Raw genomic sequence first — 23,338 nt, forward strand, 5'->3', positions numbered from 1 at the left:
GACTCAGGCTCGCAGCATCTGGAAATCGTCAAGGGAAGCTGAGCTGGAAGGTGTTGCCACAGGAGGTGCCTGAAGCTTGTCCCGCCAGTAGCTGGCCCAGTTGGCGAATTCATTGAGCACCGAGAGGAAGCTCTCCTCGCCCAGGTTTTGGATGGACAGCTTGCGGTTCAGCAGAATTTCGTCGGTGTCATCATCGAGTCCAAAGCAGCAACCCTCCCCCATTTCCCTATGAAACAACTGAGCCCGGAGCAGTGTCTCTACAAAGACCTCCCGGTCAAAGGCGGGCAGGTTGCCCACGACCGCATAAAGGTGCACGGCCTCTTCGGTGCGAGAGGGCTCAATCACGAGGTGCAGTCCATTCGCCAGCACCATGTCACAGGTCTTGTCCCGGGTGTATTGGAAACCGGGATCCCCGAGAGCGGCGGCGGCGGAAAGGATGAGTTGTTCGAGGGTCATGGAGGCGCGAGTTGGGAGGAGTCGCAAGCAAGGCGGGCTGGACGATCAGTACTCTGATGGTCTGCGGGTTACGGTTACAAGGCAGTTGAGGAATCTCCGCCTCATCGACGTGAAACGGCGGGGGCTGCAGGCTGGTCGGGAGGCTGTGGGAGGCGGCGTATGCGCTGCTGCCAGCGCACTGCCACCTCGTCTCCGGTGAGCATAGTCGTGCCCAGCAGGGCATCCAATTTGCGGCCGGAGAGCAACTCCGCCTGCACTTGCAAGTCATCCAGCGCTTCCATGATGGGAGAGACGTCCCAGAGTGAGAGCACTCCTGAGGCGGAGGCGGTGAGCAGCTCGGTGGAACTGCGGTTCCAGTAAACAATGCCTGCGCCCTGCGGCAAGGGAGGGGAGACCGGCGCTCCGCTCAGGGCATCCCACACGCGGGCGGTACCATCATCACTGCACGTGGCCACCATGCGGCCGTCTGGACTGAACACGGAGCGGAAGACGTGGCCACTGTGCGTCATGTTCCGACCTACCCGTCCACCGGAGGAGGCATTCCAGATTCGGGCGGTGTTGTCCGCTCCGCAGGTCACCACGTTCGTCCCATCCGGGCTGAGGGTCGCGCAGAAGGTGCGACCCGGAGCCAGCATGGGTCCCACAGGGAGGAAGGTGGTTGCATCCCAAACCTGGGCGAAGCTCCCATTCCCCAGAGAGGCGGTGAGCCAGCGTTTGCCGTCTGCCGAGAAGGCCAGGTGATCGACACGGCGGGGCAGCCGCACTTTTTCACCCAAGGGCGTGCCATTCTGAATGTTCCAGCAACCCACTTTGTACTCGGCATCCACCGCCAGCAGCTTTTCGCCCGTGGCGTCGTAGGTGGCGCGCGTCAGAGTGCCTGCCTGTTCGACTTGCCGGGCCAGGGGCATGCCGGTGCGCCGGTTCCAGAGTTTGATCGTCCCTTCTTCCCCCAGACTGAAGAACTCCTCACCCGAGATGGCAAACTGCACCTGAATCACCCGCCGGGTGCCATGGCGAAGGTCGGGAAGGGCCGGTTTCCCCGTGCGGCTGTCCCAGACTTGGACCACGCCGTTTTCTCCACCCGTCACGACCCAGTTTTCATCCTGGCTCATCTCCACGGCCACAGGAGGGGTAGCAGGCTGGATCATGGCTGTCTGTGCTCCAGTGGTGCGGTTCCATAGCCTGACCGTGCCGTCGGAGCCGGTCGATAGCATCAGTCGGCCGGAGGCTCCTTGGGCTGCGTTGACAACCTTTGCCCCATGGTTGGCTGTCACCCTCGCCGCGCCTTCCACCGGGGCGCGCCAGAGACGCAGCACACCGTCTTCGCCGCCAGTCAGGACGAAACTGCCGTCAGCATTGATGCGAGCGCAGGGGCTGTTTGAGGGGTGGCAGATCCAGGGCCAGTCCGGGAGCCCGGTGTAGCCGTCCCAGATGCGGGCATTCACATCACCCACCGCAGAGGTGGCGACCCTTCGCCCATCGCCGCTGAAGTGCACTTCCGTGACTGCTCCTGAATGACGCATGGACTCCGTGAGCGGCAGCCCAGAGGCCACATCGAAGACGCGTGCGTAGGAATCGTGGCTGGCAATGGCCAGACGGCGGCCCTCGGGGCTGAAGGAACAGTCAAGCAGCTTGCCTCCGGGCCGGGAAGGGGGGCGCAATCTCGAACCCAGGTCCACATCCCAGACATCCAGGGTGCCGCCCGCTCTGCCCGAAACGGTGGCCAGGCGCGTGCCATCTGGACTCATCGCGATCTGGGACACGTTGCCTTCCAGATCATGGGAACTCAGGATCAGTTTGCCGGAGCGGGCATCCCAGACCTTCAGACTGGAGCCGTCATATCCTGCTAGACGGCGTCCATCGTTGCTCAACCTGAGCAGGGTCAGGGAAGGCGCTCCCTCCAACACGGGGCCCGCTGCCGCCCGTGGCACGGTGCGGAAAACTTGAGGACCACCAGCGACGGTTACCGCCAGCCATTTGCCATCGGGAGTGAGATCCCATGCTGCCTTTGAGGGTGCCTGGCCCGGGGCGACGGCGGTGGAAGTCAGGATCCCTGTTTGCAGATCCCATTCACAGAAAAGTCCCTGTCGGGAGAGGCCCAACACCACCCGTGGGTCATCCGTGAACCGGATCCAGCGGATGCCGCCCGGCGCGGTGAGTGGCGGGTTGGCGGGCTGGCGGGTTTCGCAGGACCAGAGTTGCGCGGTTCCATCGCCCTTGACCACGACCACCCGGTTCCCATCAGGGCTGAATTCGCCCGCCACCGTTCCTGGCCAGAGGGTCAGCAACTGGGGGCCGCTCTGCATGGCACAGCGGAACCGCTGCCGGTGCAGGGTCTCCTTGGCGGGATCGTCCCTGTCCAGACGGAGGGCTTCCAGGTACCACAACAGCGCCCCGAAGGCATCACCATCCTCCACCAGTTCATCCCCGGTCACCACATCCAGCTGCACCAACTGGCGGCGGGTCTCTGCCTCCTGGCGGGCGGTTTCCTGGCGGGCTGAGGCCTCGGCAGCCAGTGCTTCCCGTGCGACCGACTCTGCCCGCTTGGCTCTCAGTGTCAGCCACACGAGGATGGCCGTCGAGACTCCTAGAACCAAAGCCAGTGCGCCAACAAACCGGAGCAGGATGGTGTTGCGCCGGGCAAACCGTGCCACCCGATATCGGGCGGTCGGGGCCTTCGCCTGGACGGGTTCCTGTTTGAGGAAGCGCTCCAGATCCTCCATCAGCGCTGACACGGAGGGATAGCGGCGCGCCCGCTCCTTCTCCAGCGCCTTCATCACGATCCAGTCCAGATCGCCCCGCAGAGTTGCCGGGGTGACCCCTTCTTCCTCCCATTCCGCACCAACAGGAGGAACAGAACTTTGCGAGCGGGCAGTTTTGTAGGCCTTGTCGAGCTCCTGGCTGGGACGCACCGGAGTTTCGTCACGCACCGCCTTGAGAATCTCTGCCAAGTCATTTCCGTTGGCCCGCTCGGCGGGGAGCGGCGTGACTCCGGTCAACATCTCATAGAGCAGCACCCCCAGGGAGTACACGTCGCTTCGCGTGTCCACATCCATCCCGGCAGAGAGCGCCTGTTCCGGGCTCATGTACTGCAGGGTGCCCATGACCTGCCCCTGCGCGGTATAGATGGTCTTTTCGGCCAGCGGCTGCTCTAGTGCCTTGGCGATGCCGAAGTCGATGACCTTGGCCACGGAGATGATGCCTTCCCCCATCACCAGCACATTGGAAGGTTTGATGTCCCGGTGGATCACCCCCTTTTGGTGGGCATGCTGCACGCCGCGGCAGGCTTGAATGAAAAGGCGGATCCGCTGCTCCAGTGGCAGGGGGCGGCAGAATTCCGTGATGGGCTTGCCCTTCACCAGTTCCATGACGAAGTAGGGGCAACCGGAAAAGGTTGCCCCCGCATCGTAAACTCGGGCGATGTTGGGGTGGTCCATCATCGCCAGCGCTTGTCGCTCCCCTTCAAAACGGGCGACGACATCGCGCGATGCCATCCTGGGTTTCAGCACCTTGAGTGCGACCTCCCGGTGGATGGGTTCCAGCTGGACGGCACGGTAAACGATGCCGAACCCGCCTTCCCCGAGCAGTTCCTCAAGCTGGTAGCGGTCGATCTTGTCCCCTGGCTCCCATTCCTCCAGGGAGGACAGGGTGCGGGAACTTTCCTCACTCTGGTCCAGCCAGCTCTTGGCAGGTGAAAGGAGACAACTCAGGCAAAACGCCCCGGCAGCGGTCGGACCGAGGGGGCGACCACAACTTGCGCAGGTGGCTGGGGCTGTTGACTCCACCATTGGATCCGGTTGCTGGAAATCACCCGCTTTCCGTTGTTCAGGCACCCTCTTGCTTACCGGCCGGCCAGGCCCAGAAGATACTCCACCTCATCGTTGAGAGAGTCGGAGTTGGAAAGCGTGTCGGTGATGTGCTTCAAGAGCAACTCCCGGTAGCGGCCCCGCAGTCGGTGCACGGCCACTTTCACCGCCCCTTCGCTGATGCCCAGTTCCGTGGCCACCTTGGTGTAGCCGCCCGTCTCGGTGGCACCGCTCAACAGGTAGGGCTGGAGCGCGAGAAACGTCTTCTCTTTCCCGCCGGCCTCCATCTCGTCCTGCAGGCGTTTGATTACGGCAGAGACCAGCGTGGAAACCCACATGCGGTCATAGAGATGCTCTGGAGTCAATTCATCCACCAGCATGGCTTCATAGCGCTGTTCGGCCTCGGCGGCGTCCAGGGAGAACCGCTCCACGCCGCCTCCGCGTTTCAGACGGTTGCCGTCGCGCAACACCCTGCCCACATAGCGCTTCAACCCACCGAGGAGAAAGGAACGCAGCCGGCCGCGCTGGGGATCAGCCCGGACGAGGCTTTCATCCTGGATCAGAGAAAGGAGGAATCCTTGAGTGTAATCCTCGGCGTCGTGAGTGGAATATCCGCTTCGGCGCAGATAGGCATACAGAGGTGGCCAATAGGTCCGGCAGAGTTCCTCCAGGGCGGCGGAGGCATCCAGATCCCCATCTTCACGGGCATTGGCCACCAAGGACCACCGCGTCGCCGGGAAAACCTGTCCTCCTGTATGAACGTTGGCAGAGTCGGTCATGTCGTGGATGAGTACAGGTCCAAGTCCAGTGCAGGGGGTAGACCATATTGCCAGCTAGCATGAAAACGCGCAAGGACCGCGCCAAATTTTCGCCACACTGAATGTGTATCACGGCTGCCACATTTTGCGGGTGTTGAATACCCAGATCCAATTGACCGCCAGCAGGAGCCATGCCCAAAGCTGTGGCAACCACAAACCCGCAAAGGCCAGGAAAGCGAAAGGGAGGGCGCTGGACCACGCCTGCCAGGCGGATGTTCCGGACGCCAACGGCCCGCCGCCGGCAATGAGGGCGGTCACCCGCATGGCAAACCCCACCGAAAAAATGATCCCAAGGCCTTTTTGCCACCATCCCGCGCTGGGCGGAGCCAGCACAAACACCAGGGTGACCGCTGCGGCACACAAGATGACGCCCAGCAGTTGCGCAATCGAGGCAGTCTTCACGATCTCACCAAAAGGAGGAATCGTTGAAAAAGCAAGTCCCCAGGTGAAGCGGTTGTGACAGAAAGACGGTGGAACGCTCCAGCGTTCTGCGGGAAGACACTCGCTGGCAGAAAAACTGGCTATTTTCGTAACCGGACCAGAATGGCGGGCAGATGCATGTTGGAAACCCTCTCTCTCCCCTGCTCGCGGTGGACATGTTCGCTGACCTCAACCGCCCTAGATTCTCACGACGCTCCCGGCTCGGAAGCGGGCGTGTCGTCTTCCTTGCGAACGCCAGAAAGGGGTGCCACGTAGGTGAGCAGGTTTCCGGCAACCCATTCAATGCCGTTCTCCACCCGGAGCTGGTTGGCGGCGAGGTACCGTTTGTAAAAGGTCACGATCTGTTCGTCGGCCAGACTGTCCTTGGGCCGTCCTTTCAGCGCCTCCACATGACCCTCGATGGTGTGGATGGGCACCCCGCTGCGTTTCACAGACGAGATGAAGCGCACAAAATCCGCAAACGGACTGCGCAACCCTTTGCGGGCGCCCAGTCGTTCGAAGAGGACAATGAGCAATACCCCGGGCTTGTCTTCCGGCAGCCGGTAGACAAACGAGGACTGGCCGATAAAGATCTTCCAACCGACAGGCGAACCACCGTACCGGGCCGCCGGCTGGTACAAGGTCGGCTGGGTGCCATGGGCCTCCAGCCACAGGGTAAAATCGTCTTTGGGAAAGAGCGGCATGATGTGACACTTGGGCTTGGCTGCTCCAGTATCCCCACGGGACTGTTTCGAGGCAAACTTTGAATACCATCCATTCATGATTTCACTCTCCGTCAATGATACCACCAAGGCCGCCGCACTGGATTCGGCCCTGGCTTTTTCCGTGGTGTTCGAAGAGCACCGCCTCTTAGTTTCCCAGTCGGTCTCGTCCGGGTTCAAGGGGCTGGTCAATTCGCTGGATCAACTTTCCGCCTACTCGAAGACCGTGGAAAGCCTGCAGGCGAGCATGGAGTCGATTGAGGTCGCAAGGCAGAAGGCCCTGCTGAATCCCTTTTCCACCACGGGCACGACCGCCAACACCTCGACGGTGACGGCGGTCAACAGCGGTCTGAACACGCAGGGGGCTCCGTATTCCACCACCACGAGCAATGCGGTGACCAGCATCACGACCGCACTGAATGGTACCACGGCTGGAACGCCGGAGAGAACGGCGGCAGAGGAGGCCAAGGCCGCGGCGGACAAGGCAAAAGCTGCCGTGGACAAAATCCGAGCGGGCAATGCCACGGGTGGGTTTGCCGATGCGGAGCAGGCGCTGACGGATGCCAAGGCTGCCAAGATCAAGGCTGATGCCGCACTGGTCAATGCCAACGCCGCCAAGACCACAGCCCAGACGAATCTCACGACCGCCCAAACCAACCTGACCACGGCTCAAGCAGCGCTGACCGCGGCGCAGGCGGCCAATCCGCAAGTGCCTGCCACCATCGCTGCGGCGCAGGCGGCGGTGACGGCCGCTCAGACTGCCGTCACCAACGCCCAGACCGCGCTGACGGCGGCGAATGCCCGCGTGACCGCTGCCGCCGCCGTGGTAACTGCAGCTGCTGCTGTGGTAACTGCCGCCCAGGGCGTGGTGGACTTCAAGGCCGAGCCCATCTGCCAGATCAAGCTCACGACCACGCAGAAGTCCTATGACTTGGGAGACGGCTACACCCTCACGTCATGGGGCAGCACGGGCTACATGACCCTCACAGGTTCCGACGGCAAAGGCATCCTCATCCAGCCTGATGGATCTGTGGATCCCCTGGATGGCGCTGGCAATGGGTGGAAGTTCTCCAACACCAGCACCTTTGTCCTCCCGAACGAAACCAAGATCACCATCACGCCCAATGCGGCGGGGGCGGTCATTTCGGCGACGAAAGGGCGCAATCACCTCGAACTCACGAACATCAAGTCCGGTGCCACGCCGGACGGCGTCATCACCCAGGACGGCCGCAAATACGATGCCACGACCAATGACGGTTATCGCATCGACATGGGAACCACGACGGCGAACTGGACGCTGGGTGCGAATACCCTGGGCGACGCTGGCAGCCGGGAGCAGGTGGCGGCCACGGCATCCACCAACAAGTTCGTCCTGGACGCCTCAGATGTGGAGGTTCCTTCAGATCTCAAGGCGTTCCTTGATGAAATCGGATTCGACATTGATCAGTACGATTCCGATGGCGACGGCAAGTTGAACGAGGAGGAGTTCTTCCAGGTGGCGAGCATTCTGAACACGCTCGTCACGGAGATGCAGACCTCATTCCAGCAGGTGCTGGTGGAGACGGCCAAGGCCAGTGAGGCGCTCATGGAGCTGAACCAGTTTCTTGAGCAAATTCAAAAACAAGGGTCGGATGAGCAGTCCAACAAATCCGAGGCTTCGGCCGCGGAAAAGGATGTGCTGGCCTCGATCCAGAAACGTCTGGAATCCGCACTCACAAACCTGCAAGCCTTGCAGGGCGGCGGCTCCGGCGGGGTGGGCTTCAACGATGCCCAGCAACTCCTGACGAACCTGGGCAAGGCCGCCCTCGGGCAAAGCTATGAAACCACGGGCACCAGCGCCCTTCCCCAGGTGACAACGCCGTCGCCCTCCAGCACCCGATCTGAGGAAACTACACCTTCGGTCGATCCGGTCACCCAGGCAATGCGCCGGGCAAGCCTGCTCATTGGCGGATTGAAGATCGATGAAAGCCTTTTCCCCTCAGCCCCGGCTTCCCTCCCCGCCTTGAACGCGGAGGATGTTGACCTGCTGGCCACGCTGGCGTCCCTGGGCCTGCCCATCAGCGGCGTGGATGCCGAGGCGCTGCTCACCCTGGTGGGCAAACTGAAGGCAGAGCTTGCAGCCGGCGGCCTCGCCACCCTCAACGGGGAAGGTCTGCAGTTGCTGGAGTCGGTGAAAGCCGGTCTGGCGGATGTCGGCCTGATCGGGCTGACGGAGGAGAATTCCCAGTTCCTCAGCGACCTGACCGCGCAGCTCCGGGGGCTGAACATTGGGCTGGCAGATACGTTCGAGCTTGAGGAACTGCTTGGTCGCCTGCGGAGTGGACCTGAGATTGCAGAGAACAGTTCCGCCGGAACCGGGCTTTCGACGGATGTACGCAAGCTCACTGTGGCCGACGCGCAGCGTCTCGCCGCGATCCTTGGCCGCCTGCAAAACCGCGAGCTCGGGCTTTCTCCCGATGACCTCCGTCGGATCGAGACGCTTCAGCGGCTTCTCTTGAATGAACTGCAGACTGAATCCAGCCCGGCGGCGGGCGGAGGAGAGTTTGGCGGTCGCGTTCTCACCCGGGCCGACGTCCAGCTGTTTGAGGAGTTGATGTTCAAGTTGCGCGGGGAGGATCCGGATGTGGCCCCCACGCCCTCATCCTCGTCATCCTCCGTGCCGGGCAATCCCTTCCTGCAGAACCTTGATTTGCTCAAGACCATCGCGGGCAACTTTGAGACGGATCCCAAACTGCTGGAGACGTTGAAGGAGAACGTCAGCAAGTCGATCAAGACCTACACTGAACACCTCAACCGTGCCCGCGGCCTCTTTGTGGAGGCGCAGGAGAATGTTCAGGAGTTTGTGAAGATCGTGGCAGAAGACGACTCGCTGAAGGAGATCGTTCAGGACGACCGCTTGTCCGATGAGCAACAGGAAGGTTTCGCCGACAAAATGCGTGACCTGCATCAGAAGTGGGGCATGGATTGGGGTTCCGATGCCAGCACTCCAACGGAGGAAGGCAAGCTGGTGACCCGCATGGCCCAGTCCGGCATGATGATCTGACCCTGAGGAAACAACCCACCCCCCTCCAAGTTTTATGATGTCCGACGACCCACCTGCCACCGCAGAAGATCTTGCCGATCTGGCAAGGCTGAGAGAGCAGACCGCCGCCTTGGTGGAACAGATGGACGTCCTCCTGGCGGCCGGAACCATGGCCAATGCTGTTGGGGACGAGCTCTACGAATCTCTTGGTGTCAGGCCCGGTATTGGGAAACGTGTGTTGCTTGGCAACAGCATCCCTCCTGACGACCAGTACATTTACAGCACGTTTTTGACGGAGTTCGAGAACATCGAGGACACCGTCCGCAATTTTGAAAAACGAGTCAACGCCCCGGTGACTCAAGCCGCTGGTCCCCGGGCCGTCGGCAGCCGCTACCGTATCTGACCGTCTGCGTCGTCACTTCTTTCTAGTTATTCCATCCCAGCCCCCTCAAGATCATGGCCTACAGCACCACCGCCTTCACGGATCTCACGCTGCACAATTTCTATATCAATGCCAATTCCGACGTGACGGCCTTGCGCACGGAACTGTCCAATGCCGTGGCGAAGTTCACGGCGGCGGGGCTGCCCAGCCCGGAGGACATGTTGGAAGCCATTGATGCCCGCATCGCCAAATTTGAAAAAGCGATTGTTGATGGCCAGCCAGCCTCCGTCGATCCCAACAAACCCTATGATCGCAACGCCTTGATCCGGGAGTTCCTGGAGGAGGTCTATTCCGTTATTCTCTACTGTCGGAATGGGGTCGTGGGTGCAGGCACCACTGCGGATCCTTATCACGAGAACAACAAGTACACCAACACGGTGCCGGATCCGGATGTCAACCACACCCCAACCTTCGCCCTTCAGGGGATTTTTGCCGACAATGACACGGGGTTCACGGGACAATCCACCGCCAACCCGGAACAGGTCATTCTCAAGTATTACTATGAGTTGATCACCCAGACGTTTGCGAAGGGTGACGCGCTCAAGACGAGGACCAATCCGGACAACGTCTGGACTGTGGTGTCGATCTCGCCGTACACGTCTCCGACAAACAACGTTGTTTACGACCGGATCACTTCTGAATACATCGGCAAAGATTCCAATGGGGAAAACATCTACAAGACCTATCTGGTCCCTCAGGGAATTGATCTCTCCGTGGTACAGAAGAAGGAGATCAAGAACCAGGCGGGGATTGTGACGGACTTCGAGTTTATCTTCAAGGAAGGGGTCATTTTTGACGGATCAGGCGGGGTGACGAACCCGACCTTGCAAGAAGTGGAGATCATCACTGGGATCGGCACGGACGGCGCGAAGTACTACTATTATCAGGAGGGCGACGTCAAAGAGATCACGAACTTCCGTGCCCTGTCCCCCCCGGAGTATCTCTATTACTGGAACGAGGCTCGCATTCAGGTCCTCAAGGGCTCTCTCGCCTACAAGCAAGCTCTGGTGGAAGAGGTGCAGGAGGACTTGCGCCAGGCCAATGCCGTGCTGGCCGAACTGGAGAAGGTGGCCAACATCCGCAACCTGGACAAGGACGGCAACTACACTGGCGACATGAGCTACGAGTCCATTCAGATGATGCTGTTCAACTCCCGGGCCAGTGTGCGGGGGGATTCCCTGTTCGACCGCGACGGCAACGACTATCTCCAAAACTGGGGCACGTGGCAGGAATGCCGCATCAACCTCAAGAACTACATCGACCGCAAGTCCGCCCAGTCCCAGGATATGATGCTGGACTACCAGCAGGTGTTGAACCGCTACAACAGCGCCCTGGAGGTGCTTAGCAAGCTCCAGGAAAAACTGGACGGCCTGCTCAAGTCACAACTTCGCAACTTGTAATGTAACCCTCGCGGCCCCAAGGCCAGATTGTTTTTTAGAAGACCCAACCACTTCAACCGAGCCAGCCAAATGAGCAACGCAACCACCGACTTTGACGACATCGAAATTCCAGACGCACCCATGCCGACCGGTCTGCCTTACGAGACTGCGGACGAATGGGCGGAGATGCTCACGAATTTCGGCGCCAACGGCCGGACCATGAGGGATTTCACCAATCTCACCCCTGAGAGCATGGAGGTCTTCTACATGGTGGCCTACAATCAGTACAACGCCGGGCAGTACGAGGAATCCTCCAAGGTGTTCCAGCTGCTGGCGTCTCTGGATCACTTCGACAAGCGTTACTGGATGGGCCTGGGCTCCAGCCGGGCGATGGAAGGAAACCATAAAGACGCCATCAAGGCCTTTGGATACCTGGGGTTCCTTGACGTCTCCGACCCTGTTCCTTCATTCCATTGCGCCCGGTCATTCATCGCCACCGGCAAGATCAAGGAGGCGGAGGCGGCGCTGCGCGCCACCATCGCCAATGCGGAAGGCAAGGCGGAGCACGCCGAGCTCAAACAGCAGGCGGAGCACACGCTCGAACTGCTCCAGCAGGGCCAGAAAGAAATCACCACCGCCACTTCCGAGTCATGAATATTTCCAACAATCCCAACATTCCGTTCATCAACCCCCAGGAACTTCTGGGAGGGGCGGATCTCAACGACATCAAGAAAGCTGCCAAGGACTCTGTCCTCAAGGCGCTGGAGATGCTCGGCACCGTCATTGCCGGTTCCGGTGCCAAGGAGGGAGCACCCGGGCTCGAGGCACCCAAGGCGACACTCATGCAGAAGGTCACGGACCTGACGCTGCGGATTGCCCTGCTTCAGCAAGCTCTGGACGAACTCCAGACTCAGGTCTCCAAGACCGTCATCGACGGCCGGATGAAGGAGGTGGACCAGGCCCACAAGGAACAACTCCAGAACCTTGAGACACAGCTCAAGGAGATGAAGGAAGCGGTGGAAAAGCAGCAGGAGGCCAACAAGAAGGGCAACGTCTTTCAGGCCATCGCGAGCTGGGTGATGGCAGCGGTGGACATTATCTCTGCCGTTTTCAGCATCGTCGCTGCCGCCGCCAACTTTGTCGCGGGCAACTGGGCGGGCACGGTGGGGATGATTGCGGCCGCAGGGGCGCAGCTTTGTTCTGCAGGGTGTAACATTGCCCTCGCCATTGATGCCACGGACAAGGCCATGGGCGGCGACGGCGTCCTGAGTGAAGCCCAAAAACAGGCCATCAACGGTGTCATGATTGGATGCGCCGTGGTAGCAGGCATTGGCGGCCTCATTGGCGGCCTGGGCGGCATCACCATGGGCTTGAAGGAAGGCATGAAGGCAGCCCTCAAGGAAATCGGCAAGTCCGGTGTCCATCAGAGCATTGCACAGACGCTCAAAGCGGCATCCATCATGGCCAAGCAGGCGATGACGACAGCCATGCAAAATCTGGCCAACCCCCTCATCAGCAAGCTGGGCGGCACCATCGGGAAGCAGATGCTGGAAAACAGTATGAAGGAAATGGTCAAGAGCTCCATGAAGGAAATGGCCAAGCAGGGCATTGAGGGCATGACCGAGGCGGTGGTCAAGGAGGCGCTCAAGGCGACCTACAAAGCCTGCGTGCAGGCGTTCCAAGCCACGGCGACCTGGGCCATCCACATGGCCGCCACCCAGGGACTGGTCAAAGGGATCACCAAGATCACCGAAGGTGTCGTCAAGCTGGAGATTCAGGACCTGATGAAGCAGGCGGCAGATGCCATGAAAGAAGCAGAGCTGGCCGAAGCGGCGGCCAAGGCGTTGGAAGCCATGATCACCCTGCTCAAGAAGACGATCGAAGATCTGCAAGCCCAGCTCGAAGAGATGCTCAACTCCGCGATGGAGACCATGTCCATCCTTTTCCAGGCCATCGATGACAGTGCTCAGACGATGACGCAACTCCACCAGACCCAGGCGGCCTAAATCGGAAGCCAAGACCCTAACCTGCCCCGATCATGAGTGTCAGCATTACCAGCACCACCTCCCACGTCTCCAGCACGTCATTCAATCCGCAGCTTGATATCAACGATCCGTCGTCCACCAAAAAGGGTGATGAGTCGCTGACCGTGAGCTTCACCGTCGGAAAGGAAAACGGGGCGTTGGGAGAAGGTTTCCGCATCACCTTGGAACTGCCTCTGACCGGTGAAATTCCGATCAACGAGCTGGAGCAGGCCTGCAAGGATCTGGGTATGACACCCCTGGAACTTTACGCCGCCCTTGGTGGGTTGTTCCAGGCGGGAAAAATGGCGAGCGAAGTGGGGGATCTCGTCTCCCGGTTGGGCGTGGACGGAGCGGAGGCCCACATCGGGGGCGTGTTCAATCTCTTCAACCATGTGGAGGAAGCGGCGGACACGGCGGCCAAAAGCCTTTATGCCATCATCGAAGGCGGCAATTATCCCGACTTCACCGACTTCTTGAAGCTGATGCTTCAGACGGCGATGGAGATGCGGCAATTCGCCTCCGAAGCAAAAACCAACGCCCTCAACGGGGAGTATGATCTGATGATGACGCAGGCCAGCAACTTGCGGGACGTGGCCCAGAAGAACTACGATGCCGCTTTGAAGCAGATCGAGGCGGAAAAGCAGCAGGCGATCTTCAGCATCGTTGGCGGTTGCCTCAGCTTCATTGGAGCCTTTGGCAGCATCTGGGGCGGACCCGCGGCCAGCCAGGCAGGAAGCAGCCTGAGCCAGATCCTGGAAGGGGCGGGGAACATCCATACGGAACAGCTGAAGAAGGACGGTGCTTTGCTGAAGAAGCAGGCCGAGCTTCTGGAGGCTGCGAACAAGGCGCTCGATGGCGAGTGCAAAAAACTCCAGAATCAGCAGTCCATCGCCGAAGAACTGAGAGACATTGCCAAGTCGCTTCAAGACATGGTGTTGAAGCTCTACCAGGACTTCATGAGTGCTCAGATGCAGGTGTTGCAACATTCCAACATCTAAGTTGTTGATCCTTCTGACCTCATCCTGACTTCGGACCATGAACGTCAATGCTGACATCCGGGGGCTCGTCGGAGCCTTCTCCTCCAAACAGGGGGCTTCCGAGTCCGTCTCCGAAGGCATGCGGCAGGAAGGCTTGTTCCGGGGTCAGGAGGTGGTGCAGCAAGATGCCACGTCCGCCCTGGCCGACGCGGCGGAGGAGATGAGTTTCGCCGCCGCCGAGAAGGTGGAGAAAAAATTGTCGGAGCGTAAAGCCGGCTCGAAAGAGGCGATGAAGCTTACGACGACGGACTTGGCGGACAAGTACATCAACATGATGAGCCAGTCCGGCTCATCCCATAAGCTGCACGAGTTTCTGGACTCCCTGAAAAAAATGGGCGGTCGGGCCACGGAGGAGCAGATCCGCCAGATGGCCAAGGAACACTTTGGCGACGTCAGCGAGCAGTATGCCGCTCTTTCCTTTGCGGAGGAGGCGCTTGAGGCCGAGGGCGTGGAAGACGAACTGCGGGCCAAGATTGGCAATGTCAAAGCCGCTCTCATGAAGGAGGCGGGTCCGGCCATCCGGGCCGGGCTCAACATCGCTGCGGATGTGATGTCCTTCGCCAAGCAGGGGCTGGAGCAGGTGGAGCGTTTGCGTGACCTCTACCGGTACGCCGTTCTGGGGCGCGACACCGCGTCGTCCATGTACCAGTCCATCATGCAGCGCTATGGCGAGAAGCGGTTTGATCAAGCGCTGGAGTTTCTGATCCGGGCCGCCGCCAGTGATTTGGACTCTCACGGGATGGGGCCTTCGATGGAGCGGGCGCACCTCGAAACGGCCGTCAACAACGTCAACCACGTGCAACACCTAGGCAATCTCTACCGGACCATGTCGGACCTGTTGGATCGAGTACGCAACCCCATGCCTTTCCGATTTGGATATGGCCGATGAGACCTATACGGCGCACGACTTGATGCGGGAGATTTTGGAAATGACCACCCAGCGGTGGGTGGATCCCGCGCGCATCAGCCAGATTGCCACCCGGGTGGGACTCAAGAAGCCGGAGATCAGGATCTTTTTTGTCACCCAGTTGCGAGAGAAAGTGAGACAGATTCCCTTGAAACTATTCCCAACCCCGGATATCCGGGAGAAAATGCTCGATGCGATGCAACAGGCCCTGGATGCCGAAATCGCCAAGGAGGAGGCGTCTTAAACGAAGATGACTCCTATAGATCAAACCGTGTCCGAGTTCGGCCAGAGCATGGGCATGGCACACCTGCAACCCAATGAGAAGGGGGCAGTGATCCTGGACATCAGCGGTATTGGCTCTCTTTCGATTGAACTGGTGGGCGACCGCCAGGAGATCGTGGCAGTCAGCCTCTCCCGCAAGATTGAGCCACCCGATGCGGCGGCCTGCCAGATGGCCCTGGAAATGACCCACCCCAGACAACCGGGAAGCTGGCCGGTGCGTGCTGCTCTCGCCGGGGGGCGTGGGGTCCTGGTTTTCTCCGCGAGAATGGAGACTTACGAATTCAATCTTCCCGCCTTGCACGAGGCCATCGGTCAACTGGAGGCCCTGCAAGACGCTTTGTCCACGGTGGTGCGGCCCGCTTGATTTTCGCCGTCACGGTCTGACTGACCCTCGCCATCATGCCCCGCCTCATTCCAGAATCCTTTCAGTCCAAGCTCGGTCTCGCCTCGATCGAGATCGGAGACCATGAGGTGGCTCCCATGCTGCCGGAGGATTCCCGGTTGCAACCCATCGATGCCTCCGTGGAGGCGAGGATGGAGGCCATCCTTCAGGCCAACACCTTTGAGCGGGTCATGCTCGACGCGATTCGTCCCCGGGTGGAGGACCAGTCCATGCTACGCCCTGGTGTGTTTCACCTCATGAGGGAGGAGATTTTGAAAGCGCTGGTTACGGCTCTTCAAGACACCGCAGATCCTCAGCAAAAAGAGGAGATTCAAGGGGTCATCGGCCTCTTGAACGGCCTCGGCGCAGACCATGAGCTGGGTGAGCAGTATCGTTACGCCCTGCTGAAAGGGTAAATCTGGCCCCTCTGGAAAGTTAGCAGGATTTTCCTGTAACTGACCCGCCCCTTCAGGCAGATGCAAACCGACCATTAATTTCGTTGACTCCCAACACCATCCAGACCCTCAACCGAATGAATGGAGAGCCACCCGGCACTCCGGGGGGGAAATCTGCGCGGGTGGGTCATTGGACCCTGACCCCCGCCCAGCGCGACTGGATGATGTTGCAGGCTTATCTGCACCTGGAACAACGCAAGCCGGCTGCGGCCTGCGCGATGTTGCGGCTCCTCTTTCGTCTGTTCCCGGACGACGTGGAAGTGCAGCGGTGCCTCGCCCTGGGCGAGTTGATGGATGGCCGACCGGTGGATGCCGCCAGGGTGGCCACCCGTGCCCTGCAAAAAAGTTCCAATGACCTCCGCATGCCGGTGGGGTTGGTGTTCGCCAAGGCTCTCTGGGAGCAAGGCAAACACGAAGCCGCGCGCGAGTTCCTCACCAGCCTTCTCACTACGACAACAGACTGACCTGACTCGATCGCATGGCCGGAAAAATGCTTCAGCTCCAAGGCGCGATCCTTCGCGGTTCTCGCTACTATGACGTGCTGCTTGCAGTCGTGGTGGTGGCCATTCTGTCCCTGATGATCCTGCCGGTGCCACCGGCCGTGCTGGACCTGCTGCTCGCCATCAACCTGGCGATCTCCATGCTGCTCCTCATGCTCTCGATGTATGTGCCGGGCATCCTGGAGTTTTCGACGTTTCCGTCCCTGCTGCTCATCACGACCCTCTTTCGATTATCGCTCAACATCACGACCACCCGTCTGATCTTGTTGCACGCCCACGCTGGGGAGATCGTGTACACCTTCGGGAACTTCGTGGTCGGCGGCAACTTTGTCGTCGGGGTCGTGATCTTCCTCATCATCACGTTGATTCAGTTCATCGTGATCACCAAGGGGGCTGAACGTGTCGCGGAAGTGGGTGCCCGATTCACCCTGGATGCCATGCCTGGCAAGCAGATGGCCATTGATGCCGACTTGCGTGCAGGAGCCATCACCCAGGAGGAGGCCACCGCCCGACGACACAAGGTGGAAAAAGAAAACCAGCTCCACGGCGCCATGGACGGTGCCATGAAGTTCGTGAAGGGGGACGCCATCGCCGGCCTCATCATCACGGCCATCAACATCACTGCAGGTATCTGCATCGGCGTGATGCAGAAGGGCTGGGACATCGGCAAAGCCGTCACGACATACTCCATCCTCACCATTGGTGACGGTCTGGTCTCCCAGATTCCGGCGCTGCTCATCTCCATTACCGCGGGCATGATCGTGACTCGCGTGTCGGCTTCAGAAGAAGGGGGCGCTCTGGGGAGTGACGTGGGCAACCAGCTCCTTTCCCAGCCCAAGGCGCTCATGATCGCCGCCGGCTTCATGGTGGGTTTTGCGATGATTCCCGGATTTCCCAAGATTCCGTTCCTGATCCTGGCAGTGGTGGCCGGAGTGGGTGGCTTTGCGTTGAGCCGCAAACTGGCTCCTGAGTCGGTGCTGGCCACGCAGGACAAGCGTGACCTGCCCGCCATGGCTGCCACAGGGGCCAAGCCTCAGGCTAAGAAGAAAGATTCAAATGACGAGTTCTCCATCACGGTCCCGCTGCTGATGGATGTCTCTGCTGCCAGCCAGAACGCCATTGATGCGACATCAATGAACGAAGAGCTGATCCGGGTGCGGCAGGCGCTGTATCACGATCTGGGGGTGCCGTTCCCGGGCATTCACCTCCGGTTCAACGAATCGCTTCCGGCGGGGGCCTACAAGATCATGCTCCACGAGGTGCCCATCGCGGAGGGGAGCTTCAAAGCTGGCCACGTGCTGGCGCGGGAGAAGGCGGAATCCCTCAAGATGCTCAATATCCCGTTTGTAGAGGAGAAGGCCTTTCTGAAAGGACTGCCGCCGCTCTGGGTTCCCGCAGAACGCAAGGTGGACCTCGACAAGACCAACGTCCCGTATCTGGCACCCACCCAGGTGCTGACGTACCATCTCTCTGTCATTCTCAAGCGATACGCCGCGGACTTCGTGGGGCTGCAGGAGACGAAATACCTCCTGGAAAAAATGGAGGGACAGTTTGCCGAGGTGGTGCGGGAAGTGCAGCGCGTCCTGCCCGTGCAGAAGATCACGGAGGTCTTCCAGCGGTTGGTGCAGGAGGAGATTTCCATCCGCAACCTGCGCACCATTCTCCAGTCATTGATCGAGTGGGGCCAGAAGGAGAAGGAGGCCGTGCTGCTGACCGAGTACGTGCGTTCCAGCTTGCGCCGCTACATCAGCTACAAGTTCAGCCGCGGCCAGAACCTGCTGGCGGTGTATCTGCTGGAGCCGAGCTTGGAGGAGAGCATTCGCAAGGCCGTGCGCCAGACCTCCGCAGGGGCCTATCTGGCCCTGGACCCCGGCACCGTCAAAGCGCTCCTGCAATCGGTGCGCAAGCAGGTCGGCAATATCTGGGAGAGCAACCAGCGTCCAGTGCTGCTCACCTCCCTGGATGTCCGCCGGTATACCCGCAAGCTTATCGAACAAGAATTTTACGAACTTCCCGTTCTCTCCCACCAGGAACTCACCGAAGAGATCACCATCCAGCCGTTGGGACGCATCGCGGCCTGATCGACTATTGAACCATGACTGACTCGCTCTCAGAAACCGTTGCCGCCGTCTGCGAAGAGGTGGGGCTGAGCCGCCCTGCCCCGGACGGCGCGGGAAACTTCGCGTTCGAGGTGGATGGCGTGCCGCTGCGTCTCTCCCGGATTCAGGATGGGAAAATCGTTTTCGCAGGGATCATAGGTTTGGCGGATGATTTGGCACAGATCAGGCGGCAGCCGCTCGGTGTCTTGCTTTCTGATTGTCTGGCTCTTTCGGGTGCCCGCTTCAGCAAGCTGGCCACTGCGGAATCGATCTGCTTCGAGCCAGGCACCCGTGAACTGTTCCTCTGGCGGCGTTTTGATGGCGAGCTTCGGTCGGTTTCCGACGGGCTGGCCGCAGTTGAGTCGCTTTTGAACGAAACCAGCTTCTGGCGGCAATGGCTTGGTGCCAACTAACCACACACATGCGCTCTTTCTCCTCCAGTCTTCTTTTGTGTGCGGTCATGGCAGCCTTTGCCGCGCCAGTGGCCCACGCGGATATTCCCTGGAAAACTGCCCGGGTGAGCCTGCAAGCGGTGCAACAACGCACCGTGGCGGATCTCATTCAGGAACTGGCCTCCAAACAGGGCCTGCAGGCCATCATCAGCCCGCAGGTGAAGGCGGTGGTCAGTGGTGATTTCCAGTCCGTTGCCACCAGTTCCATGCTCGACACCCTGTGTGAGGTGGGTAACTGCGCCTGGTTTTATGATGGAGGCAAAATCTATGTGGATGCCGCAGATGAAGTGCTCACGCGCACCCTGGTGGTAAACGCGCTGACCCGCAAAAGTCTTGAAGACGCCCTGCGGTCGGTGGGTTTTGCCAGCGGACCTGTCGGCAGGGAGAGCATGATCAAAGGAGCCGACCGTCCGGGTCTGCTGCTGCTGGCCGGTGGGCCCCGTTACATTCAGGCGACCGAGATTGTCGCCCGTGAGCTGGATGCCCAAATGTCCATCAAGGTGGAGCAGTCTGGCTCGGAGTATACGGTGCGCACCTACCGCCTCAAGTACGCCACCGCCCAAGATTCCACGGTGGGTTCAGGATCGGGTTCCTCCGTCCGCATCCCCGGCGTGGCCACGACGTTGCAGAATCTGATGAACCCCAAGGGTTCGGGGTCGTCGTCGAACGGGCCTGTTTACACGGAGCGTCTGCGGTCCCGGGACGGACTGCGCGGTGCGGGTCTCTCCTCTATCGGGCAGCCCCCGGCAGGCAATGGTGCTAGCGGTGCTCCGCGGGGTGCACAGGGGCCTTCCAATGCCCCCCAACCTGGTGACCCCATCGAACCCATCATTGTGGTGGACGGTCGCCTGAACGCCATTGTCGTGCGCGATCTGGGCTCCCGCATGCCCCTCTATGATGAGCTGATCCAGATGCTCGACGTGCCCACCAACGCCATCGAAATCACGGCGGCGATTGTGGATGTGGACACCACCAATGGGAAAGACTTCGGCATGGAGTTCCTGGGGAACTACACCGCCAAGGATGGCAACAAGTACCGGTTCGGATTTGAAGCGGATCGCAGCCAGTTCGACGGCGGGGAAGCTCCTCCTGAGACCACGCCGTCGTTTGTGGACGGCACCAACCTTGTCCGGGGTGGCGGCCTGAATGTCGCCGCCCTCATTGGAGGAGAAGGCTTTGACTTGCTGACCCGCTTGCGGGCCCTTGAGACGAAAGGCGGCGCGGACATTGTCTCCAGCCCGTCGGTCCTGACGATGGAAAACGTCGAGGCTGTGGTGCGCACCGAGGAGACCTTCTATGTGAGGGTGGCCGGGGATCAGGAAGTGGACCTTTTCGACGTGACCGCAGGCGTGCAGTTCCGTGTCACTCCCAATCTGGTCGTGGAGAATGGGAAACGTTCCTTCCGCCTGCACCTGGACATTACGGACGGCAATTTCGAAGACACCTCCGTGGATGACATCCCCGGCACCCGGGAGAGCGCGATCACCACCCAGGCGGTCGTTCCCGAGAGCAAGACTCTGCTGGTGGGCGGCTATTTCATCGAACGCAAGACCAAGAACACCCGGCAAATACCGATCCTGGGCGACATTCCCCTGGTCGGCTACGCCTTCAAGCGCAAGGAGGTCCTGAACGAGCGCAAGCAGCGCTTCTTCTTCATCACCCCCAAGGTGGTGGATGTGCAACTGCACTCTACGCCTGCGGTGCGTGATGATGTTCACCCCTCCACCATCAGGGCCCGTGAAGTGGCCAATGAGGCCTGGAAGGCGTCCAACCCCAATCCAACCATGCTGGATCCGATCCTGCTGCCAGCCCCCGGCGTCCCTGCTGGCGAGAATTCCCAGCCTGTGGTGGAGCCCCGTGGCTCCACGGTCCGCCAATCATCCGAGTATGACGCCCCCCCTGTGCTTCCCCGCATCAAGATCAATCCCAAATGAGTGATACCCGTTCCCAGTGGCTGCTGAAGGTGATCGCGGGCCCCCATCAGGGCGCGGAGATCGACCTTGCACCCGGCAAGAGCCTCATTGGCAGCGATGAAGGCTGCGATGTGGTGTTGCATGATGTCCTGATTGCCCCGCAGCACATGGCCATCGACGCCGGTCCCAAGGCGTTGTTTGTCGAGCCTCTGGGCGGCCGCGTGTATTTGGCGGGCAAGCGCGTCAAAGACACGCGCCAGAAGGTGGACCCCTTTGTATTCATCACCTTGGGCGGCACGCATCTGGTGATCGGTCCGGTGGATGGCAAGTGGCCTCTGCTTTCGGCTGGAGATGCGCCTGAACTGGAGAAAGATGCCCCCGAACCAGCCCCTGGCGAGGAAGGCAAAGCGGCGGAGAACGCTGCCGCAACCCCAGGCACCGCGGCAGGCAATGGTGGCGGCAGTCCTGCAACCGCCGCTGCGGACGGCGAGAGCCCGCCGCCTCCAAAGCGGGCCGTGGCGATTTTCGGTGTGGCATTTGGCCTGCTGTTGCTGACCGCGTGGCTGATTCTGTTCAACATCTGGAAGGGGAACAATCCGCTGCCTGGTGGGGGCGGGGACAATGACCTGAAATCCCGCGCCGAAGCGGTGCTCAAGTTGCATGGTGCCTCAGAAGATGTGCGGGTGGAAACGGACGGCGGACGGCTCTATGCCCGCGGTTATGTGCCCAAGTCAGACCAGTTGAGAGACATTGAAGTGGACCTCCGCACCAAGGCCTCCGGAGTGGTGCCCCGTATCTGGAGTCTCGAGTCGTTGGCAGAAAGCGCCCGTTCCATCCTCCGCCTGCAACGTCTGCCGCTGGATGTCACGGCAAACGCCGAAGGTCGGCTGGTGGTAAGTGGCAGTGTCGCGGATCGCGATTTGTGGAACCGGGTGAAGCAGCAGCTCACGGATGAAATTCCTGGAGTTACGGGAGTGGATTCACAAGTCACGGTGCCCTCCATCATGAAGCCCACGGACCGGACGGTCATTGTGACGCTTCCTGCGCATGCTGCGGCGCAGAAGCAAGGTGAGACAGACACGGCGAACGCGCCCGCGAAGAGGGCGGGGGATGGTGTCGCCGCCGTCGCGACTATCACTCCTGCGGCAGGCCTGGCGGCAGCTTCGGCGGATCGCACCAACCAGACTCAGGCTCCACGCGAGCCGGCGATGACTTCAGGTCGTGGCAGCATGGGCATCACTTCCAACGCTCCAGATCATGGCGTGGGAGCGAACGGTTCTGGGTCGGTGAATGCCGCCGCTTCGGCAACGGGGCTCTTTCAGACCCCTCCTCCGGTGCCTCGGGCTCTCTTTCCCACCATCGACAAGCCAGACGCTACGGTGGAAACCATCCAGAACCGTCCTGGTGGGTTGGGCTCCATGCGCCTCAGCAGCGGGGGCATCTATTTTGCCGGAGCCCGTCTGCCGTTTGGCGGCGTGATCAAGCAGATCAGCGAAGGGCGCGTGGTCATCCAGGAAGGCGAGAGTGAGCGGGTGGTGGGTATTGGCGACATGGTCATCTTGGGGGCGACCTCGGGAGCGGCATCGAGAGAAAACACCATGGACATCGCGACCGTTTCAGATGTGCTTCGAGACAGCGGCACCACGGCTGAGGCGGTTTCCGTCCGGCGGGCACTGGCGGCTGATGCGGAGCCGAATCTCCCATCTGCTGCGGCGAAAGAAGCTGCTCCAAAACCGGAGGAGCTTCCGCTTCCAACGGCGGAGCCAGCACCGACTGCCGCTCCAGAAAAGACCGTCTCCATAGCCGTTCCCGCAGATTTTCAGAAACCCGGCCTCTTAGAAAGGCAGAAGGCTAAGCAGGAGGCATTGGAGGCAGCGGTGGCAGCAAGTGAATCGGCCAAGCCTCACCCCAGCAAACCGCCAGTCGCCTCGTCCGGGCACAAGGAATCCAAACCATGACAGATATCGACACCCCAGATCTTGCGGATGCCCTGGCCAATGACCAGGACGGGACCTTCCGTGCCCAGCTCACTGAGTATCTCGGCACCTGGCGGGACAAGGTGAACCAAGCCCGTACTGAGGGGCTTGCCCCCGGAGATTTTGAGGCTGTCAACCGCCTCGCCCACAGCATTGATCAGGCTGAAAAACTGATCCGATTTTTTACCACGCTCAAGGTGCTCGCCACTGGCGGGGGTAATTAGCGCGACCGAGTCATTCAAAACT

Annotated in this window: 21 protein-coding genes; 16 read left to right on the top strand and 5 right to left on the bottom strand. The window is 60.5% G+C overall.

Annotated features, from left to right (window positions below):
• Nucleotides 1-3: 3 nt before the first annotated feature.
• From BV034_RS01845 to BV034_RS01865, 5 genes are all read right to left on the bottom strand, one after another.
• A complete protein-coding gene (locus BV034_RS01845; protein WP_050023548.1) occupies nucleotides 4-456 on the bottom strand; it encodes a type III secretion system chaperone in 453 nt (150 codons plus the stop codon).
• Between the two features lie 101 nt (nucleotides 457-557).
• Nucleotides 558-4,289 carry a WD40 repeat domain-containing serine/threonine protein kinase gene (locus BV034_RS01850; protein WP_265592518.1) on the bottom strand — a complete coding sequence of 1,244 codons (3,732 nt, stop codon included), beginning with the start codon at nucleotides 4,287-4,289 and terminating at the stop codon, nucleotides 558-560.
• 8 nt (nucleotides 4,290-4,297) lie between these two features.
• On the bottom strand, nucleotides 4,298-5,041 hold the full coding sequence (locus BV034_RS01855) for a sigma-70 family RNA polymerase sigma factor (RefSeq protein WP_265592519.1): 744 nt from the start codon (nucleotides 5,039-5,041) through the stop codon (nucleotides 4,298-4,300).
• A 108-nt stretch (nucleotides 5,042-5,149) separates the two neighbouring features.
• Nucleotides 5,150-5,482, bottom strand: a complete 333-nt coding sequence (locus tag BV034_RS01860) for a hypothetical protein (protein WP_050023554.1) — start codon at nucleotides 5,480-5,482, stop codon at nucleotides 5,150-5,152.
• Between the two features lie 224 nt (nucleotides 5,483-5,706).
• Complete coding sequence (locus BV034_RS01865) at nucleotides 5,707-6,204, bottom strand: hypothetical protein (RefSeq protein WP_265592520.1); 498 nt, start codon at nucleotides 6,202-6,204, stop codon at nucleotides 5,707-5,709.
• 76 nt (nucleotides 6,205-6,280) lie between these two features.
• Here BV034_RS01865 and BV034_RS01870 point away from each other — a divergent pair, with 76 nt between their 5' ends.
• The 16 genes from BV034_RS01870 (at nucleotide 6,281) to BV034_RS01945 (ending at nucleotide 23,316) form a co-directional block, all read left to right on the top strand.
• The gene (locus tag BV034_RS01870) at nucleotides 6,281-9,265 is read left to right on the top strand and encodes a hypothetical protein (RefSeq protein ID WP_050023557.1); all 2,985 of its coding nucleotides are present in this window, start codon (nucleotides 6,281-6,283) and stop codon (nucleotides 9,263-9,265) included.
• Between the two features lie 34 nt (nucleotides 9,266-9,299).
• Nucleotides 9,300-9,647 (top strand): hypothetical protein, encoded by a 348-nt coding sequence (locus BV034_RS01875; RefSeq protein ID WP_265592521.1) that lies wholly within the window; start codon nucleotides 9,300-9,302, stop codon nucleotides 9,645-9,647.
• A 53-nt stretch (nucleotides 9,648-9,700) separates the two neighbouring features.
• Entirely contained in the window at nucleotides 9,701-11,086 is a 1,386-nt protein-coding gene (locus BV034_RS01880) for a hypothetical protein (protein WP_050023561.1), read from the top strand.
• A gap of 69 nt (nucleotides 11,087-11,155) precedes the next feature.
• Nucleotides 11,156-11,719, top strand: coding sequence for a SycD/LcrH family type III secretion system chaperone (locus BV034_RS01885; protein WP_050023562.1), 564 nt, complete (start codon nucleotides 11,156-11,158; stop codon nucleotides 11,717-11,719).
• Nucleotides 11,716-13,071, top strand: a complete 1,356-nt coding sequence (gene sctE / locus BV034_RS01890; protein WP_050023564.1) for a type III secretion system translocon subunit SctE — start codon at nucleotides 11,716-11,718, stop codon at nucleotides 13,069-13,071. Before BV034_RS01885 ends, sctE begins: the two co-directional genes overlap by 4 nt.
• Before the next feature lie 32 nt (nucleotides 13,072-13,103).
• Entirely contained in the window at nucleotides 13,104-14,087 is a 984-nt protein-coding gene (locus tag BV034_RS01895) for a hypothetical protein (protein WP_050023566.1), read from the top strand.
• A 37-nt stretch (nucleotides 14,088-14,124) separates the two neighbouring features.
• Complete coding sequence (gene sctW, locus BV034_RS01900; protein ID WP_050023568.1) at nucleotides 14,125-15,015, top strand: type III secretion system gatekeeper subunit SctW; 891 nt, start codon at nucleotides 14,125-14,127, stop codon at nucleotides 15,013-15,015.
• Complete coding sequence (locus tag BV034_RS01905; protein WP_050023569.1) at nucleotides 15,005-15,277, top strand: TyeA family type III secretion system gatekeeper subunit; 273 nt, start codon at nucleotides 15,005-15,007, stop codon at nucleotides 15,275-15,277. The genes sctW and BV034_RS01905 overlap by 11 nt, the downstream gene beginning before the upstream one ends.
• A gap of 6 nt (nucleotides 15,278-15,283) precedes the next feature.
• Nucleotides 15,284-15,679, top strand: a complete 396-nt coding sequence (locus BV034_RS01910; RefSeq protein ID WP_265592522.1) for a CesT family type III secretion system chaperone — start codon at nucleotides 15,284-15,286, stop codon at nucleotides 15,677-15,679.
• A gap of 35 nt (nucleotides 15,680-15,714) precedes the next feature.
• Nucleotides 15,715-16,113, top strand: a complete 399-nt coding sequence (locus tag BV034_RS01915) for a hypothetical protein (protein WP_050023573.1) — start codon at nucleotides 15,715-15,717, stop codon at nucleotides 16,111-16,113.
• Between the two features lie 116 nt (nucleotides 16,114-16,229).
• The gene (locus BV034_RS01920; RefSeq protein ID WP_050023576.1) at nucleotides 16,230-16,616 is read left to right on the top strand and encodes a tetratricopeptide repeat protein; all 387 of its coding nucleotides are present in this window, start codon (nucleotides 16,230-16,232) and stop codon (nucleotides 16,614-16,616) included.
• Between the two features lie 26 nt (nucleotides 16,617-16,642).
• On the top strand, nucleotides 16,643-18,733 hold the full coding sequence (gene sctV, locus BV034_RS01925; RefSeq protein WP_304944973.1) for a type III secretion system export apparatus subunit SctV: 2,091 nt from the start codon (nucleotides 16,643-16,645) through the stop codon (nucleotides 18,731-18,733).
• A 14-nt stretch (nucleotides 18,734-18,747) separates the two neighbouring features.
• Nucleotides 18,748-19,164, top strand: coding sequence for a type III secretion system chaperone (locus BV034_RS01930; protein WP_050023580.1), 417 nt, complete (start codon nucleotides 18,748-18,750; stop codon nucleotides 19,162-19,164).
• Between the two features lie 47 nt (nucleotides 19,165-19,211).
• Nucleotides 19,212-21,137 carry a type III secretion system outer membrane ring subunit SctC gene (gene sctC / locus BV034_RS01935; RefSeq protein ID WP_050023582.1) on the top strand — a complete coding sequence of 642 codons (1,926 nt, stop codon included), beginning with the start codon at nucleotides 19,212-19,214 and terminating at the stop codon, nucleotides 21,135-21,137.
• The gene (locus BV034_RS01940; protein ID WP_050023584.1) at nucleotides 21,134-23,074 is read left to right on the top strand and encodes an FHA domain-containing protein; all 1,941 of its coding nucleotides are present in this window, start codon (nucleotides 21,134-21,136) and stop codon (nucleotides 23,072-23,074) included. The genes sctC and BV034_RS01940 overlap by 4 nt, the downstream gene beginning before the upstream one ends.
• Entirely contained in the window at nucleotides 23,071-23,316 is a 246-nt protein-coding gene (locus BV034_RS01945; protein WP_050023586.1) for a hypothetical protein, read from the top strand. The genes BV034_RS01940 and BV034_RS01945 overlap by 4 nt, the downstream gene beginning before the upstream one ends.
• The last annotated feature ends 22 nt before the right edge of the window (nucleotides 23,317-23,338 follow it).

The sequence above is a fragment of the Verrucomicrobium sp. BvORR034 genome, from assembly GCF_000739635.1.
Lineage (GTDB): Bacteria > Verrucomicrobiota > Verrucomicrobiia > Verrucomicrobiales > Verrucomicrobiaceae > Verrucomicrobium.

Bases quoted from the DNA above. Each gene is read 5' to 3' on its own strand.
- BV034_RS01845 (WP_050023548.1), bottom strand. From the start codon at position 456: ATGACCCTCGAACAACTCATCCTTTCCGCCGCCGCCGCTCTCGGGGAT.
- BV034_RS01855 (WP_265592519.1), bottom strand. From the start codon at position 5,041: ATGACCGACTCTGCCAACGTTCATACAGGAGGACAGGTTTTCCCGGCG.
- BV034_RS01865 (WP_265592520.1), bottom strand. From the start codon at position 6,204: ATGCCGCTCTTTCCCAAAGACGATTTTACCCTGTGGCTGGAGGCCCAT.
- BV034_RS01870 (WP_050023557.1), top strand. From the start codon at position 6,281: ATGATTTCACTCTCCGTCAATGATACCACCAAGGCCGCCGCACTGGAT.
- BV034_RS01875 (WP_265592521.1), top strand. From the start codon at position 9,300: ATGATGTCCGACGACCCACCTGCCACCGCAGAAGATCTTGCCGATCTG.
- BV034_RS01880 (WP_050023561.1), top strand. From the start codon at position 9,701: ATGGCCTACAGCACCACCGCCTTCACGGATCTCACGCTGCACAATTTC.
- BV034_RS01885 (WP_050023562.1), top strand. From the start codon at position 11,156: ATGAGCAACGCAACCACCGACTTTGACGACATCGAAATTCCAGACGCA.
- sctE (WP_050023564.1), top strand. From the start codon at position 11,716: ATGAATATTTCCAACAATCCCAACATTCCGTTCATCAACCCCCAGGAA.
- BV034_RS01895 (WP_050023566.1), top strand. From the start codon at position 13,104: ATGAGTGTCAGCATTACCAGCACCACCTCCCACGTCTCCAGCACGTCA.
- sctW (WP_050023568.1), top strand. From the start codon at position 14,125: ATGAACGTCAATGCTGACATCCGGGGGCTCGTCGGAGCCTTCTCCTCC.
- BV034_RS01905 (WP_050023569.1), top strand. From the start codon at position 15,005: ATGGCCGATGAGACCTATACGGCGCACGACTTGATGCGGGAGATTTTG.
- BV034_RS01910 (WP_265592522.1), top strand. From the start codon at position 15,284: ATGACTCCTATAGATCAAACCGTGTCCGAGTTCGGCCAGAGCATGGGC.
- BV034_RS01915 (WP_050023573.1), top strand. From the start codon at position 15,715: ATGCCCCGCCTCATTCCAGAATCCTTTCAGTCCAAGCTCGGTCTCGCC.
- BV034_RS01920 (WP_050023576.1), top strand. From the start codon at position 16,230: ATGAATGGAGAGCCACCCGGCACTCCGGGGGGGAAATCTGCGCGGGTG.
- sctV (WP_304944973.1), top strand. From the start codon at position 16,643: ATGCTTCAGCTCCAAGGCGCGATCCTTCGCGGTTCTCGCTACTATGAC.
- BV034_RS01930 (WP_050023580.1), top strand. From the start codon at position 18,748: ATGACTGACTCGCTCTCAGAAACCGTTGCCGCCGTCTGCGAAGAGGTG.
- sctC (WP_050023582.1), top strand. From the start codon at position 19,212: ATGGCAGCCTTTGCCGCGCCAGTGGCCCACGCGGATATTCCCTGGAAA.
- BV034_RS01940 (WP_050023584.1), top strand. From the start codon at position 21,134: ATGAGTGATACCCGTTCCCAGTGGCTGCTGAAGGTGATCGCGGGCCCC.
- BV034_RS01945 (WP_050023586.1), top strand. From the start codon at position 23,071: ATGACAGATATCGACACCCCAGATCTTGCGGATGCCCTGGCCAATGAC.